Consider the following 14,824-nt stretch of genomic DNA (forward strand, 5'->3'; position numbering starts at 1 on the left):
TCGCGGCGGCGGCTCGGATCGCCCGACGACCCACGTCAGCGGGTGACCGTGTAGGTCGCGGTGCCCTGGCGGCCGGAGAAGGCGCCGGTGACCAGCAGCCGCGTACGACCGGGGGCGCCGGTGACGCGGTAGGTGGTGCGGTAGACGCCCTTCGCATTGGCCTGGCCGGACTTCACCAGGCGACCGCCGACCGAGAGTCCGAGGGTCTCGGCGGGCGCGAGGCCGGTGACGACCACGCTCTGGAGGCCACCGCGGGCGACGGTCCGCTTCGCCGTCACCTCGAAGGTGGTCTCGCCGAGCGCCTTGATGGTGACCTTGTCGGCGAGCCCGTCGACGGTGCTGACGAGGATCACCGTGCGACCGGTGGTCTTCGGCAGCTTGAAGCCGGCCTTGGCGCCGCCGATCTTGTTCGCCCGGCGGGCGACGGCGTCCGAACCGTCCTGGGTGCTCAGGCAGACCAGCTCGCCGGGGGCCGCGTTGCGGACGACGATGATCTGCTGGGTACCGGCCTTGACGTACTCGGCGGTGAACGGGGCGACGATGTCGCCGCGCGGGCGGGCGTACTGGAGCGCCGGCAGGGCCTGCGCAGTCGCCCGGCGGAACTGGTCCTGGGTCTCCGCGGTGATCTTCTTGCCCGCGAGGTCGGCCAGCGCGGCGTCGTCGTAGGCGATGGCGCCGGTGTCGGCGGTCGCGTAGGAGACGCAGGCGCCGGCGTTGGCCACCTGGTGGGCTCGCAGCCACTCCGCCGCGCGGCGCGCGGGCTTGCGCTCCTGGGCCAGACCGAGGGCCCAGCCGGCCAGGCCGGTGCTGTTGGCGTTCTCGGTGACGATCTGGTCGTCGGAGCCGAAGGAGCCGTCGGCGTACTGCTGCTTCTCCAGCCACACGATCGCGGCGTCGATGGAGGCGTTGACGGCGTCGTCGAAGGTGTCGAGCGACAGGAGCACCCGCAGCACGGTCGCGGTGGCGTCGACGCTCGGCTTCGCGTCGGCCGCGGCCGAACCGTCGCAGTCCTGGGCGGCAGCGCCGGCGGCGCTGAAGTTCAGGCGGAAGTACCCGGCGTCGCACTGCTGCTTCAGCAGGAAGGCCAGCGCCGAGGCCGCGGACGCCGAGGAGGCGCCGCTCAGCGCCTGCACGGCGAAGGCCTGGCCGATGACGTTGGCGTAGTCGCCGTACTGGCTCTGGTCGACGATGCGACCGGCCGCGGCGCCCGAGCCGGTGACCCGGGCCTCGAGCCGGCCGATGAGGTCGACGCCGCCGAAGGCCCGCGGGTCGCGGCCGGCGATCTCGGCGAAGGTGGCGGCCTTGCCCAGCGCACCCGCGTAGGACTCCGTCGTCCCGTCGCCCACGTAGCCGGCGACCTGACCGGCGACGCCGTTCGCGATCGTCGAGACGGCGCCGGCCTCCCCGATCGCGTCGGCCGCCAGGCCGGTGTCGATCGTCAGGCCGATGTCGTCGTACTGGTCGTTGTGGATGACGCCGTCGGTGAGCTGAGCGGCCAGCCAGACCGCGGCCTGGTCGGAGCTGGTGGCGCGGGCGGCGGTCGGTGCTGCGGCCCGGGCGGTGGCCTGGGCCGGGAGGACGGCGAGGCCGCCGAGGGCGAGCGAGGCCGCCGAGACGGCGACCAGCGCACGGATGCGGGAGTGGCGGTGCATGAGGTCCTTTCCGCTGCACAGCGGAAGGACGACGCCGGGCTCCGGCAACGACCGCCCGCTGCTTTCCTCGACAGCGTGGGATCAGGACGCGACGTGCCGGGCGGTCCGGCTCACCGCCCCGCGGGGCGGCCTACGGTTGCGGGTCAGCGCCGGACTTCGACCGGCTTCCCCCACGCACGTGCGTACATATGAAGGTGTGTGGCGCGGACTCTACCGCGTCGCCGCCACCCGGGACGCCGCCGCCCGTGCGTCGGTCATCACGGCCCGGGCGGCAGCTCGGACCGGATCAGGTGAGCTTCTCGATGATCAGCTCGCGCACGCGGCCCGCGTCGGCCTGGCCGCGCATCTCCTTCATCACCGCACCGATGAGCGCACCGGCCGCGGCGACCTTGCCGTCGCGGATCTTCTCGGCGACGTCGGGGTTGGCGGCGATGGCGGCGTCGACGGCGGCCGAGAGCGCACCCTCGTCGGAGACGATCGCGAGCCCACGGGCCGCGACGATCTCCTCCGGCGTGCCCTCGCCGGCGAGCAGGCCGTCGAAGACCTGGCGGGCGAGCTTGTCGTTGATCGAGCCGCCCTCGACCAGTGCCTGGACGGCGGCGACCTGCGCGGGGGTCACGCCGAGCTCGGCGATCTCGACACCGGTGTCGTTGGCCCGCCGGGCCAGCTCGGAGAGCCACCACTTGCGGGCGGCCTGCGGCGCGCAGCCGGCGGCGACGGTCTCCTCGACCAGGCCGAGCGCGCCGGCGCCGATGGTGTCGCGCATCTCCAGGTCGGAGAAGCCCCACTCGGCCTGGAGCCGGGCCCGCTTCTGGGTCGGGTTCTCCGGCAGGGTGGCACGCAGCTCCTCGACCCACTCCCGGGACGGCGCCACCGGCACCAGGTCGGGCTCGGGGAAGTAGCGGTAGTCCTCGGCGTCCGACTTCTCCCGGCCGCTGGTGGTGATGCCGGTGTCCTCGTGCCAGTGCCGGGTCTCCTGGAGGATCGACGCGCCGGCGCCGAGGATCGCGGCGTGGCGCTGCATCTCGAAGCGCACGGCCCGCTCGACGGAGCGGAAGGAGTTGACGTTCTTGGTCTCGGTGCGGGTGCCGAGCACGCCCGAGCCCTTCGGCGAGAGCGAGAGGTTCACGTCGGCGCGCAGGTTGCCCTGGTCCATGCGGGCCTCGGAGACGCCGAGGGCGACGATGAGGTCGCGCAGCTGCTGGACGTAGGCGCGAGCGACCTCGGGGGCCTTCTCCCCCGCCCCGACGATCGGCTTGGTGACGATCTCGATGAGCGGGATGCCGGCGCGGTTGTAGTCGACGAGCGAGTAGTCGGCGCCGTGGATGCGGCCGGTCGCGCCGCCGATGTGGGTGGACTTGCCGGTGTCCTCCTCCATGTGGGCGCGCTCGATCTCGACCCGGAAGGTCTCGCCGTCGACCTCGACGTCCATCCAGCCGTCGAAGGCGATGGGCTCGTCGTACTGGGAGGTCTGGAAGTTCTTCGGCATGTCCGGATAGAAGTAGTTCTTCCGGGCGAAACGGCACCATTCGGCGATCGAGCAGTTCAGCGCGAGGCCGATGCGGATCGCGGACTCGACGGCCTTGGCGTTGACCACGGGCATCGCGCCCGGCAGGCCCAGGCAGGTCGGGCAGACCTGGGTGTTGGGCTCGGCGCCGAAGATGGTCGAGCAACCGCAGAACATCTTGGTGGCGGTGTTGAGCTCGACGTGCACCTCGAGCCCGAGCGCCGGGTCGTAGGCGGCGAGGACGTCGTCGAAGGGGACGAGGGTCTCGGTCGAGGCGCTCATCGGGCCGCTCCTTCCAGGGCGGGGGCCTGGGCCAGCAGCGGTCCGGCCCAACGGGACTCCAGCGCCGCCTCGAGGGCGGCGCCGACGCGGTAGAGCCGGTCGTCGGCCATGACCGGCGCCAGGATCTGGAACCCGACCGGCAGGCCGTCGTCGGAGGCCAGGCCGGCGGGCAGCGAGATGCCCGGGACGCCGGCGAGGTTGGCCGGGATCGTGGCGAGGTCGTTGAGGTACATCGCCAGCGGGTCGTCGAGCTTCTCGCCGAGCTTGAACGCCGTGGTCGGCGCCGTGGGACTGACCAGCACGTCGACCTGCTCGAAGGCGGCGGCGAAGTCGCGGGTGATGAGGGTGCGGACCCGCTGCGCGGTGCCGTAGTAGGCGTCGTAGTAGCCGCTGGAGAGGGCGTAGGTGCCCAGGATGATGCGGCGCTTGACCTCGTCGCCGAAGCCGGCGTCGCGGCTGGCCCGCATGACCTCCTCCGCGCTCGGGGAGTCGATGCCGGCCGGCATGACCCGCAGGCCGTAGCGCATGGCGTCGAACTTGGCGAGGTTGCTGGAGACCTCGCACGGCATGATCAGGTAGTAGGTGGCCAGGGCGTGCACGAAGTTCGGGCACGACACCTCCACGACCTCCGCACCGGCGGCGACCAGCAGGTCGACGCTCTCGGAGAACCGCTCGAGGACGCCGGCCTGGTAGCCCTCGCCGGAGAGCTCGCGGATGACGCCGACCTTGACGCCCGACAGGTCGCCGCCCGCGCCCTGGCGCGCGGCGTCGACGAGGGAGGGCAGCGGCTCGGCGATGGAGGTGGAGTCGAGCGGGTCGTGACCGCCGATGAGCTCCTGGAGCAGCGCGGAGTCGAGCACCGTGCGGGTGACCGGGCCGACCTGGTCGAGGCTGTTGGCCATCGCCACGAGGCCGTAGCGCGAGACCGCGCCGTAGGTCGGCTTGACCCCGACGGTGCCGGTGACGGCGCCGGGCTGGCGGATCGAGCCGCCGGTGTCGGTGCCCAGCGCGAGCGGGGCCTCGAAGGCGGCCAGCGCCGCAGCGGAGCCGCCGCCGGACCCGCCGGGGATGCGGTCGAGGTCCCACGGGTTGCGGGTCGGGCCGTAGGCGGAGTGCTCGGTGGAGGAGCCCATCGCGAACTCGTCCATGTTGGTCTTGCCGAGGATCGGCAGGCCGGCGGCCTTCAGCTTCGCCACCACGGTGGCGTCGTAGGGCGGGATCCAGCCCTCGAGGATCTTCGAGCCGCAGGTGGTGGGCAGGCCCGTGGTGGCCAGCACGTCCTTGACCGCGATCGGGACGCCGTCGAGGTAGGAGGCCGGCGTACCGGCGGCCCGGCGCGCGTCGGAGGCCGCCGCGGCGGCGAGCGCACCCTCGGCGTCGACGTGCAGGAAGGCGTGGACGGCGCCGTCGACCTCGGCGATGCGGTCGAGGTGGGCCTGGGTCAGCTCGACGGAGGTGGTCTCGCCGGCGGCGAGGGCGTCGGCGAGCTCGGCGGCGGACTTCCGGATGAGGGTCACTGCTCGTCTCCCAGGATGCGCGGGACCATGAAGCGCTGCTCCTCGGCGGCCGGAGCCCCCGACAGCGCCTCCTCGGGCGTCAGGCTCGGTCGGACGACGTCCTCGCGGAAGACGTTGACCAGCGGCAGCGCGTGCGAGGTCGGCGGCACGTCCGGGCCGGCCACGCCGCTGATGGAGGCGACCGACTCGAGGATGACCGACAGCTGCGGCGCCAGGTGGTCGAGCTCGGCGTCCGACAGGTCGATCCGGGCGAGGTTCGCCAGGTGGGCGACCTCGTCACGGGAGATCTCAGGCATGGCGACCATCCTAGGGACGGCGGGCGCGAGCCTCCCAACCGCTCCCCGCACCGCGGACGACGGACGACGAACGACAGACCCTCACTCCCCCGCGGACGGCGGCCCGTTCTCCAGCAGCGCCACGAATCCGGCCTCGTCGAGGATCGGGACGCCGAGCTGCTCGGCCTTCTCGGCCTTCGAACCGGCGTTCTCGCCGATGACGACGAAGTCGGTCTTCTTCGACACCGATCCGGCGGCCTTGCCGCCGCGGGCGAGGATCGCCTCCTTCGCCGAGTCGCGGCTGAAGCCGGTCAGGGAGCCGGTGACGACGACGGTGAGCCCCTCGAGGGTGCGGGGCAGCGACTCGTCGCGCTCGTCGAGCATGGTGACGCCGGCGGCGTCCCACTTCTCGACGATCGCGCGGTGCCAGTCGACCTCGAACCACTCGATGACGGCCTCGGCGATCGTCGGGCCGACCCCCTCCGCCGCCGCGAGGGCGGCCAGGTCGGCGGAGCGGATGGCCTCCATCGAGCCGAACTCGGTGGCCAGTGCCCGGGCCGCGGTGGGCCCGACGTGGCGAATGGAGAGGGCGACGAGCACCCGCCAGAGCGGCACGGCCTTGGCGCGGTCGAGGTTCTCCAGCAGCTTGATGCCGTTGGCGGTGAGCTGACGCCCCTCCTCGCCCTTCTTGGGCGCGCGGGTGAACAGGTCGGTGCGCAGCAGCGCCGCGGCGTCGAGGTCGAAGACGTCGCCCTCGTCGGCGATCACCTGATGCTCCAGCAGCTCGACGGCGGCCTCGTAGCCGAGGCCCTCGATGTCGAAGGCGCCGCGCCCGGCCACGTGGAAGACGCGTTCGCGCACCTGCGCCGGGCAGAGCCGGTGGTTGGGACAGCGGAGGTCCTTGTCGCCCTCCTTCTGCTCCACCAGCGTGGTGCCGCAGGCCGGGCAGTCGGTGGGCATGACCCACTCCGGCAGGCCCTCGGGACGCAGGGCCAGCACCGGCCCGAGGATCTCGGGGATGACGTCGCCGGCCTTGCGCAGGATGACGGTGTCGCCGGGGCGGACGTCCTTGCGCTTGACCTCGTGGGCGTTGTGCAACGTGGCGTTCTCGACCGTCGAGCCGGCGACCCGGGTGGGCTCCATGACGCCGAACGGGGTGACCCGCCCGGTGCGGCCGACGTTGACCCGGATCTCCTTGAGCAGGGTGTTCACCTCCTCCGGCGGGTACTTGTAGGCGATCGCCCAGCGCGGCGCGCGACTGGTCGAGCCGAGCCGGCGCTGGAGGGCGACGTCGTCGACCTTCACCACGACACCGTCGATCTCGTGCTCGACGTCGTGGCGGTGCTCGCCGTAGTGGGCGATGAATTCCTCGACCTCGGCCAAGGAGGACAGCACCCGCACGCGGTCGCTGGTGGGCAGGCCCCAGGCCCGCAGCGCCTCGTAGGCGCCCGATTGGGACGCCGGCTCGAACCCCTCGCGGGCGCCGATGCCGTGGCAGACCATGTCGAGGGCCCGGGACGCCGTGACGCGCGGGTCCTTCTGCCGCAGCGACCCCGCTGCGGCGTTGCGGGGATTGGCGAAGATCGGGCGGCCGGCCTCGGTCATCTGCTCATTGAGGCGCTCGAACCCCTCGACGGGCAGGAAGACCTCGCCCCGCACCTCGACCAGCGCCGGCACCGGATGCGCGTCGGTGCCGGTCAACCGATGCGGGATGGAGGCGATGGTGCGCACGTTGGGCGTGACGTCCTCGCCGGTCGTCCCGTCGCCGCGGGTGAGCGCACGCACCAGGCGCCCCTCCTCGTAGAGCAGGTTGATGGCCAGGCCGTCGACCTTCAGCTCGCACAGCAGCGCGGGCGCCTCGACACCGTCGCGGGCGAGCCGGGCGTACCACTTCTCCAACTCCTCGGCGGAGAAGGCGTTGTCGAGGCTCTCCATGCGCTGGAGGTGATCGACCGGGGTGAAGTCGGTCGAGACCGCGCCGCCCACGCGCTGGGTCGGGGAGTCGGGCGTGCGCAGCTCGGGGTGGGCCTCCTCGAGCTCCTCGAGCCGCCGCAGCCGCCGGTCGAAGTCGGCGTCGTCGAGCGTGGGGTCGTCGAGGACGTAGTAGCGCCACCGCGCGTCCTCGATCTCCTCGGCGAGGCGGCGATGCTCCTCGCGGACGTCGTCGGGCACCGGAGCGGGCTCGGCTGGGGTCATGCGGGCCATCATGCCGCCCGGCACCGACATCCCCGGGCCGAGCCCCGGCGCGATCCACCCGCCCGGCCAACCGATCCGGCGCTCGCGCCGAAGACACTGGTGTGGTGACGACATCTCCCTCGCACGCGGCCGCCCTCGTTCCGACGCTCACCCGCGACGAACCGGACGCCGAGGTCACCGGCGTCGTCCTGCTGCTGCACGGCGGCACCGAGCATTCCGAGGCACCGGTGGGCAACCGGTCGGCGTCCTGGTACCGCATGCGGGCGATCCAGCGGGCCGTCACCCCGCGTGCCCACGAGCGCGGTGTCGCCACCTGGCTGCTGCGCTACCGCACGCGCGGCTGGAACGGCACCGGCGCCGTGCCGATCGCCGACGCGCGCTGGGCGCTGGAGCAGATCACCGCGACCCATCCGGGCGTGCCGATCGTGCTGCTCGGCCACTCGATGGGCGGCCGGACGGCGATCCACGTCGCCGACGCACCGGGCGTGGTCGGCGTCGTCGGGCTGGCCCCCTGGTGGCCGCCGGACAGCCCGATCGCCGCCCTCCGGGGCCGGCACCTGCGCGCCGCGCACGGCCGCGCCGACAAGATCACCTCGGCCCGTGCCACGCGCGCGTTCGTCACCGCCGCGGAGACGGTCGCGGCGAGCGCGGAGTTCACCGACCTCGGCGCGGTCGGCCACTACATGCTGCGGCGCGTGGGCGACTGGAACGCCTACGCCACCGAGACCGCGCTGGGACTCCTGGACTAGACCGTCCCGATCCGGGAATGGATCGGCGGCCTTCCCCGTTGCGAGCATGGAACGAAACCGTTTCGTTCCATCTCGACCGAGGGAGGCCCGGTGTCCGTCGATCAGCACACGACCGACTCGACCAGTCGTCCTCGCGTCGAGGGTGACCGCGAGCAGGAGATCTTCGAGGCCACCCTCGAGGTGCTCGCCGAGGCCGGATACGACCGGCTGACGATGGACGCCGTCGCCGCGGCGGCGAAGGCCTCGAAGGCGACGCTGTACCGCCGGTGGCGCAGCAAGGCCGACCTCGTGGTCGCGGCCCTGCAGCACCACAAGGGCTCCCATCTCATGCTCTCCCCCACCGGCACGCTGCGTGGCGACCTCATCGACCTGTTCTGCGGCCCCGCGGGCCCGCTGGCCGCCCGGCAGGTCGACTTCTTCGCCAGCGTGGTCACGGCCCTGCACCGCGATCCGGAGTTCGCCACCCGGTTCCGCGCCCAGGTGCTGGCCCCCAAGATCGCGGCCAGCCGCGCGATCTACGAGCGCGCCGTCGCCCGCGGGGAGATCCGCGACGACGTCGATCTCGACCTCGTCGCCCCCATGCTCGCGGGCGTCGTGCTCCACCGGGTGCTCGTGCTCGGGGAGCCGCCGACGCGGGAGCTGGTCGAGCGGGTCATCGACCAGCTCGTCCTGCCCGCGGTCCGCACCGCACCGCCGTCCCTACCTGCACCGACCGACCGAGAGGTTCCGTCATGACCGACCTGACCGACGCCACCGCGCGCGAGGACGACGGCGTCGTCGACGCGCCGGCGCACTTCCATCCCGGATGGGCGCTCGTCCTCATCTGCTCGGCGCAGCTGATGGTCGTGCTCGACAGCACGATCGCCAACATCGCGCTCCCCTACATCCAGACCGACCTGGACATCAGCCAGGCGAACCTGTCGTGGATCGTCACCGGCTACGCGCTGGCCTTCGGCGGCCTGCTGCTGCTCGGCGGCCGTCTCGGCGACCTCTACGGACGCCGTCGCATCTTCATGGCGGGCGTCGCGATCTTCGCCATCGCCTCCGCGCTGGGCGGCCTCGCCGAGAACGAGGCCATGCTGCTGGGTTCGCGGGGCCTCCAGGGTCTCGGCGCCGCCCTGGCCTCCCCCACGGCGCTCGCCCTCATCACGACCACCTTCCCGGCCGGCCCGCTGCGCAACCGGGCCTTCTCGGTGTTCGCGGCGATGTCGGGTCTCGGCGCGGCCGTCGGTCTCGTGCTCGGCGGCTGGCTCACCGGCCTCGACCCGAGCTGGGGCTGGCGACTGACGTTCCTCATCAACGTGCCGATCGGCCTGGCCGCCGCGTTCTTCGCACCGCGCCTGCTGCCCGACACCGACCACCACGCCGGCCAGCTCGACCTCCCCGGCGCCGTCCTGGCCACCGGCGGTCTGCTCGCACTCGTCTTCGGCATCACCCGCACGGGCAACACCGACTCCTCGGGCCAGACCTACGGCTGGAGCGACCCGGTGGCGCTCAGCGCGATCATCGCGGGCGTCGTGCTGCTGGCGGTGTTCGTGCTCGTCGAGCGTCGGGTCGAGCACCCGCTGCTGCCGCTGCGCATCCTCGCGAGCCGCAGCCGCGGCGTCGCCTTCGCGGCCATGATGATCACGCCGGCCGCGATGTTCGCGATGTTCTTCTTCCTCTCCCAGTACGTGCAGCACGTGATGGGCTACTCGCCGCTGCGCACGGGCTTCGCGTTCCTGCCCTTCGCCGTCGGCATGGTCACCGGCGCGACGGTCAGCTCGAAGCTGATCAGCCGGATCGATCCGCGGTTCATCTCCGGCACCGGCACGCTGCTGGCCGGTTTCGCCCTGCTCATGTTCTCGCGGCTCGACATCGACGACAGCGCGCAGAGCATCCTGGGCCACCTCGCCTCGGGCTCCCCGATCGGCGACTCGGTGAACTACTGGACCCAGATCGCGCCGTTCATCGTCATCATGTCGCTGGGCATGGGTCTGACGTTCGTGCCGATGACCCTGGTCGCCGTCCACGGGGTGCGCGCCGAGGACTCCGGCATCGGCTCCGGCGTCCTCAACACGATGCAGCAGGTGGGCGGCGCGCTGGGTCTCGCCGTCCTCTCCACCATCGCCGCGCACTACACGACCGAACGGGCCGGCGAGCTGGTGGCCTCCGTGCGCGACGCCGCGGGCGCGACCGCCGGTGGCACGCCGCCGGCCGGCCTGCAGGAGACGATCGGCTTCGCCGCCTTCGCCCACGGGTCGACGACCGCGTTCCTCACCGGCGCCTTCATGATCTGGACGGCGTCCTTGATCGTGTGGTCGCTGCTCTCGGTCAAGCACGAGGAGCTGGCCGGCGGCGAGGCGCCCGCGGGCGTCCACGCCTGACCCGATCCTCGGCCGCCTCGGCGGCATCGCCTGGGGAGGGGCTCGCCTGCGGGCGGGCCCCTCTCGCACGTCGCGGGGCGTTTCGGGAGCTTGTCCAGAACGCCGTGGGGATGCCGCAGCGCGTTCCCAGCCGGTGAGACGGGCGTAACAGCCATCCGTGTGGCACGTTGGATGGGTCACACATCGATCGGGGGAGGACCCATGCCCAGCACGCTCACCGGACTGCTCACCACGGTGGCCCTGCTGTTCGGCGGCACGACCGCCACCGAGGCACCGCGCGCCGCCGGGGACAAGTACCCGATGGCGCAGTACGCGAAGACCTCGGCGAAGGACGGCGTCCTGCGCAAGGGCTGCCGCAACTACCGCTACACCTACGCGATCAAGCCGCCGACCGAGATCTGGGGTCTGGAGACCTTCCTCGTCGACCCCGACGGCGAGACCATCGCCTCCGGCGGCTTCCTCTCCGGTTCCGACGAGCCGTCGGGTACCTCGCACTTCCGGTTCTGCCGCCCGCTCACGCGGCCCGGGGTCTTCACGATCAAGGGCAAGTTCACCTACCGCGAGGACTCCCAGAGCAACCCGATCTCCGGGGCGATCAAGCCGTTCACGTTCCGGTTGAGCAAGCCGAGCTGACGAGGCCCGGGGGCGCAGCCGCCGCACGCACGGCGTCCGGCTTCAGGGCATCGGAGCCTCCGACGACCTGGGCACCCGACGACCTGGGCCCCGGGCGGCCTGGGCCTCAGACGACCTGGTGCAACCAGCGCACCGGCGCGCCCTCGCCGGCGTGCCGGAAGGTCTCGAGCTCGTCGTCCCACGGCTTGCCGAGGAGCTTGTCGATCTCGAGCTCGAGCGTGGTCTCGCCGAGCATGGACTTCACGACAGCGGCCTTGAGCCGGTCCTCGGGGATCATGATGTCGCCGTGCAGGCCGGTCACGGCGTGGAAGACGCCGAGGTCGGGGGTGAAGCTGTAGCGGGCGCCCTCGGTGGCCGGCGTCGGCTCCTCGGTCACCTCGAAGCGCAGGTGGTTCCAGCCGCGCAGGGCGGAGGTGATCGTGGCAGCCGACCCCGCCTCGCCGGACCAGGACAGCTCGGCGCGGTAGGTGCCCGACTGGGCCGGTTGCGGGGTCCAGTCGAGATTCACGGCAACACCGAGGACGCCTCCGACGGCCCATTCGACGTGCGGGCACAGCGCCGAGGGCGCCGAGTGCACGTAGAAGACGCCCCTCGTGGCAGTACGGGTGGCAGTGCGTGCGGTCACCGTGACCTCCTTCTCCTCCGGCGCGAGCTACGCCTTCCCCAGCGGTCTCGTCATGGAGTGTCCGGATGCCTCGAATGACACCTATGGAACTTGTAGGGCCATTGTGACCCATGGGGCGCGTGAGCACCAGTCGTTCCGCCCGATTCCGGGCTCAACGCGTCGGCTGCAGGTCCATCAGGGTCGTCACGACCTCCTCGGCGATGCCGAGGCCGCCGAGGTGGCTCTCGCCGTCGATCACGGTCAGGACGGCGTCCGGGAGCCGGTCGACCACGTGCCGCCCGTGCCGGAACGGCACGATGTGGTCGGCGTCCCCGTGCCACCAGCGCACCGGCACGGCGACGTCCGCGAGGTCGAAACCCCACGGCCGCGTGAAGAGCACCAGGTCGTTGAGGGGCGCCAACGTCTGGAACCGGCTGCCGTTGAGCAGGTCGTCGAGGAACATCGCCTTGAACTCCGGCCGGGACAGGAGGTTCTTGTCACCCGCTGGCTGGAAGGCGGCGTAGAGGTCGAGGGCAGGGCCGGCGAGAGGACGCACGACGCGGATCGCCTGCGTCAGGCCCACCCCCAGCGGCACCCGGGCCAGGTCGAGCACCGGGGCGAGCCGCACCGCGAGCTGGATCGGGCCGCCGTCGGCGGCGTCGACGCCGGCTGTCGGCGCCACGCCCCCGAGGACGCCGACCCCCGCGATCCGCTCGGGCAGCGCCGCACCCGCGGCGAGGGCGTAGGGACCACCACCGGAGAGGCCGATGATGCGGGCCTCGTCGACCGCGAGGGCGTCGAGCACGAGCGCGAGGTCCTCGGTCCAGTCCAGGACGTCGGGGTAGAGGAAGGGCGTCGAGGAGCCGATGCCGGGGCGGTCGATGCCGATGATCCGCAGCCCCTCCTGCTCGGCGAGGGCCCGCGCCTCCAGCGGGATCTGACGGCGGGCACCCGGGGTGCCGTGCATCCACACCAGCGCGGGGCCCCGGGGTGAGCCGTACTCGGCGAAGCTCATCCGGCGGCCGTCACGGACGGCGACGTTGCCCTCGAGCGCAGGTCGGGCGACTTCGGTCATGGGAGCAGTGTGGCAGCGCCGTCCCGGGCTAGGGTGCCCGCGTGACGACGACGGACACCGGGCTGCGAGTGGGGCGCACCAGGATGCCGTGGGTGATCGCGGCGGCGACCCTGCTGGGCCTGGCCGCGGCGGGCTGGTACTGGGTGGTGCACCCTGCCGACCTGCCCACCGATCCGCGCGAGCGCACCGCGCAGACCCCCGTCGGGTCGACGATCTACGTCGGACTCGCACGGACCGACCGCACCATCGCGGTGACCGGCGTGCGGATGGCGGTGGAGGCCAACGTGGCGGTACAGGTGCGACTGCTGCGGTGCGTCGGCGGCGAGGTCGCGGTGACGACCGACCCGTCGGTGTTCTGCACGCGTCTGGAGGACCCCAGCGGTCACGACCTCTCCCCCGACGACTCGCTCGTCGCCGAGGTGACCGGCGACAGCCCGGGCGCGGCCTACCTGCGGACCCCTGTCGTGAGCTTCACCGACGGACTGCAGCGAGGCAGCAGCCGCCTCGGCTCGCCCGCGGTCGTCACGCTGCTCGAGCGCTGATCTGGGCGCAGCACCGGGCGCCGACCCCGACGGGTCAGTCGCCCAGCTTCTGCTCGAGCGCCGCAGCCCGCTCGGCTGCGTCGGTGAGCTCCTCGCTGTCGATCGCCTGGGTGCGGTGGAACCAGGTCAGCGCGTCGGCCTCCCGGCCCGCAGCCTCGAGGGTGTCGGCGTACGCGTAGCGCAGCCGCACCACCCACGCCGCACGGCTCTTCGAGGTGAGCGGCGCCAGCTCGAGCGTGCGCAGCGCGGCGTCGAACTGACCCATGTCGCGCCGAGCGCCGGCCTCGACGATGGTCATCTCGGCCTTGGCCTCGGCGGTGAAGCCGACGACCGAGGGGCTCTTGGCCAGCTTGATGGCCTGCTCGGGCTGACCGAGGGCGCGGTGGCAGTCGGCCATGATGGGCAGGTACGCCGTCGCGCCGTTCATCCGCTTCGCCGCGCGCAGCTCGGCCAGGGCCTCGGAGTAGTGGCCCGCGGCGTAGGCCGCCTCGCCTGCGGCCTCCCGCACGACGGCGAGCCGCGGCGCCCGCGCCCGGGCGGCGAGGGCGTGACGGTACGCGGTCTCCGGGTCGTCGTCGATGAGCTGACCGGCGGCCACGAGGTGGCGGGCGATCCGGGCGGCGAGCTTCTCGGGCAGGCCCTTCAGCTGGGCCGCGATCGCACGGTCGAGCTCGCGCCCCGTCACCTCGTCGGGCAGCGGAGGACCGTCGTAGACGGCCTGGTCGACCCGGGGCTCGCGCTTGGCGGCGTCGCGATCACGGGGAGGACGGCCACCGGAGCGCTGCTGGTCGCGCTCACCTGAGCGTCCGCGCCCGGTCGGCGCGCCGGCGGCTGCGCCTGCGCCGCCGCGACCCCGCCGCTCGTCATCGCGGGATCGTCCCGCCGCCTGACCGCGCGGGGCAGCACCCCGCGCTCCGCCGCTGCTCTGACGACGGTCGTCGCGACCGCCGGTGGCACGGCCTCCCCGGCCGCCGGTCCCTCCGGGACGCTGACCACGCTGCTCGGCCATGACTGCTCCTCCACCACTGTTCGACTGATGCAAATGCACGAAGGGGCCACCGTGAACGGTGGCCCCTTCGCCAATGTTTGTCCGGCGGCGTCCTACTCTCCCACGACCTCGCGATCGCAGTACCATCGGCGCTGAAAGGCTTAACTTCCGGGTTCGGGATGGGACCGGGTGTTTCCCTAACGCTATGGCCGCCGTAACTCTATTCAACATTCATCCCACCCACACACACCCACTACGGGGCACGGAATGGGGTGTTGAGACCCTATATTCACTTCTCGATCATGCTCATCAAACGAGTCGCATGTGAAGTTAGTGGACGCGAGACACTCTCGTATACGCAACACCCTTGTGGATTTTGTTGAGGGTTTGTGTGACAAGCCCTCGGCCTATTAGTACCGGTCGGCTGGGCATCACTGC

At 72.3% G+C, this 14,824-nt stretch carries 13 protein-coding genes and 1 rRNA gene; 5 read left to right on the forward strand and 9 right to left on the reverse strand.

Annotation, left to right across the window (positions count from 1 at the left end):
- Positions 1 to 35: 35 nt before the first annotated feature.
- The 5 genes from ABD671_RS02840 to ligA all read right to left on the reverse strand — a co-directional run bounded on the left by ABD671_RS02840 (position 36) and on the right by ligA (position 7,438).
- Entirely contained in the window at positions 36 to 1,652 is a 1,617-nt protein-coding gene (locus ABD671_RS02840; protein ID WP_344731704.1) for a prenyltransferase/squalene oxidase repeat-containing protein, read from the reverse strand.
- Between the two features lie 286 nt (positions 1,653 to 1,938).
- The gene (gene gatB, locus ABD671_RS02845) at positions 1,939 to 3,441 is read right to left on the reverse strand and encodes an Asp-tRNA(Asn)/Glu-tRNA(Gln) amidotransferase subunit GatB (protein ID WP_344731705.1); all 1,503 of its coding nucleotides are present in this window, start codon (positions 3,439 to 3,441) and stop codon (positions 1,939 to 1,941) included.
- Positions 3,438 to 4,958 carry an Asp-tRNA(Asn)/Glu-tRNA(Gln) amidotransferase subunit GatA gene (gatA, locus tag ABD671_RS02850; RefSeq protein ID WP_344731706.1) on the reverse strand — a complete coding sequence of 507 codons (1,521 nt, stop codon included), beginning with the start codon at positions 4,956 to 4,958 and terminating at the stop codon, positions 3,438 to 3,440. Before gatA ends, gatB begins: the two co-directional genes overlap by 4 nt.
- Positions 4,955 to 5,254 (reverse strand): Asp-tRNA(Asn)/Glu-tRNA(Gln) amidotransferase subunit GatC, encoded by a 300-nt coding sequence (gatC, locus tag ABD671_RS02855; RefSeq protein ID WP_344731707.1) that lies wholly within the window; start codon positions 5,252 to 5,254, stop codon positions 4,955 to 4,957. The genes gatA and gatC overlap by 4 nt, the downstream gene beginning before the upstream one ends.
- A gap of 81 nt (positions 5,255 to 5,335) precedes the next feature.
- Positions 5,336 to 7,438 carry an NAD-dependent DNA ligase LigA gene (gene ligA / locus ABD671_RS02860; protein ID WP_425574872.1) on the reverse strand — a complete coding sequence of 701 codons (2,103 nt, stop codon included), beginning with the start codon at positions 7,436 to 7,438 and terminating at the stop codon, positions 5,336 to 5,338.
- Between the two features lie 95 nt (positions 7,439 to 7,533).
- On the opposite strand from ligA, the gene ABD671_RS02865 reads away from it, so the two are divergent.
- The 4 genes from ABD671_RS02865 (at position 7,534) to ABD671_RS02880 (ending at position 11,177) form a co-directional block, all read left to right on the forward strand.
- A complete protein-coding gene (locus tag ABD671_RS02865) occupies positions 7,534 to 8,178 on the forward strand; it encodes an alpha/beta hydrolase (RefSeq protein ID WP_344731709.1) in 645 nt (214 codons plus the stop codon).
- A 90-nt stretch (positions 8,179 to 8,268) separates the two neighbouring features.
- Complete coding sequence (locus tag ABD671_RS02870; protein ID WP_344731710.1) at positions 8,269 to 8,913, forward strand: TetR/AcrR family transcriptional regulator; 645 nt, start codon at positions 8,269 to 8,271, stop codon at positions 8,911 to 8,913.
- Positions 8,910 to 10,544 carry an MFS transporter gene (locus ABD671_RS02875; RefSeq protein ID WP_344731711.1) on the forward strand — a complete coding sequence of 545 codons (1,635 nt, stop codon included), beginning with the start codon at positions 8,910 to 8,912 and terminating at the stop codon, positions 10,542 to 10,544. Before ABD671_RS02870 ends, ABD671_RS02875 begins: the two co-directional genes overlap by 4 nt.
- 201 nt (positions 10,545 to 10,745) lie before the next feature.
- The gene (locus ABD671_RS02880) at positions 10,746 to 11,177 is read left to right on the forward strand and encodes a hypothetical protein (RefSeq protein ID WP_344731712.1); all 432 of its coding nucleotides are present in this window, start codon (positions 10,746 to 10,748) and stop codon (positions 11,175 to 11,177) included.
- Between the two features lie 106 nt (positions 11,178 to 11,283).
- On the opposite strand, the gene ABD671_RS02885 is transcribed toward ABD671_RS02880, so the two are convergent.
- Together ABD671_RS02885 and ABD671_RS02890 are read right to left on the reverse strand one after the other, a co-directional pair.
- Positions 11,284 to 11,802: a DUF3145 domain-containing protein gene (locus tag ABD671_RS02885; protein WP_344731713.1), complete on the reverse strand. Its 519-nt coding sequence runs from the start codon at positions 11,800 to 11,802 to the stop codon at positions 11,284 to 11,286.
- A gap of 151 nt (positions 11,803 to 11,953) precedes the next feature.
- The gene (locus ABD671_RS02890; RefSeq protein WP_344731715.1) at positions 11,954 to 12,856 is read right to left on the reverse strand and encodes an alpha/beta fold hydrolase; all 903 of its coding nucleotides are present in this window, start codon (positions 12,854 to 12,856) and stop codon (positions 11,954 to 11,956) included.
- Between the two features lie 41 nt (positions 12,857 to 12,897).
- Between ABD671_RS02890 and ABD671_RS02895 the strand changes: the two genes are divergently transcribed.
- Complete coding sequence (locus ABD671_RS02895) at positions 12,898 to 13,398, forward strand: hypothetical protein (RefSeq protein WP_344731716.1); 501 nt, start codon at positions 12,898 to 12,900, stop codon at positions 13,396 to 13,398.
- 34 nt (positions 13,399 to 13,432) lie between these two features.
- Here ABD671_RS02895 and ABD671_RS02900 read toward each other — a convergent pair whose 3' ends face one another.
- Together ABD671_RS02900 and rrf are read right to left on the reverse strand one after the other, a co-directional pair.
- Positions 13,433 to 14,407: a tetratricopeptide repeat protein gene (locus ABD671_RS02900; RefSeq protein WP_344731717.1), complete on the reverse strand. Its 975-nt coding sequence runs from the start codon at positions 14,405 to 14,407 to the stop codon at positions 13,433 to 13,435.
- Positions 14,408 to 14,486: 79 nt separating this feature from the next.
- Positions 14,487 to 14,603: ribosomal RNA gene (gene rrf / locus ABD671_RS02905) — 5S ribosomal RNA — on the reverse strand.
- Between the last annotated feature and the right edge of the window lie 221 nt (positions 14,604 to 14,824).

It is taken from the genome of Nocardioides fonticola, from assembly GCF_039536805.1.
In the GTDB taxonomy this organism is placed as follows: domain Bacteria; phylum Actinomycetota; class Actinomycetes; order Propionibacteriales; family Nocardioidaceae; genus Nocardioides; species Nocardioides fonticola.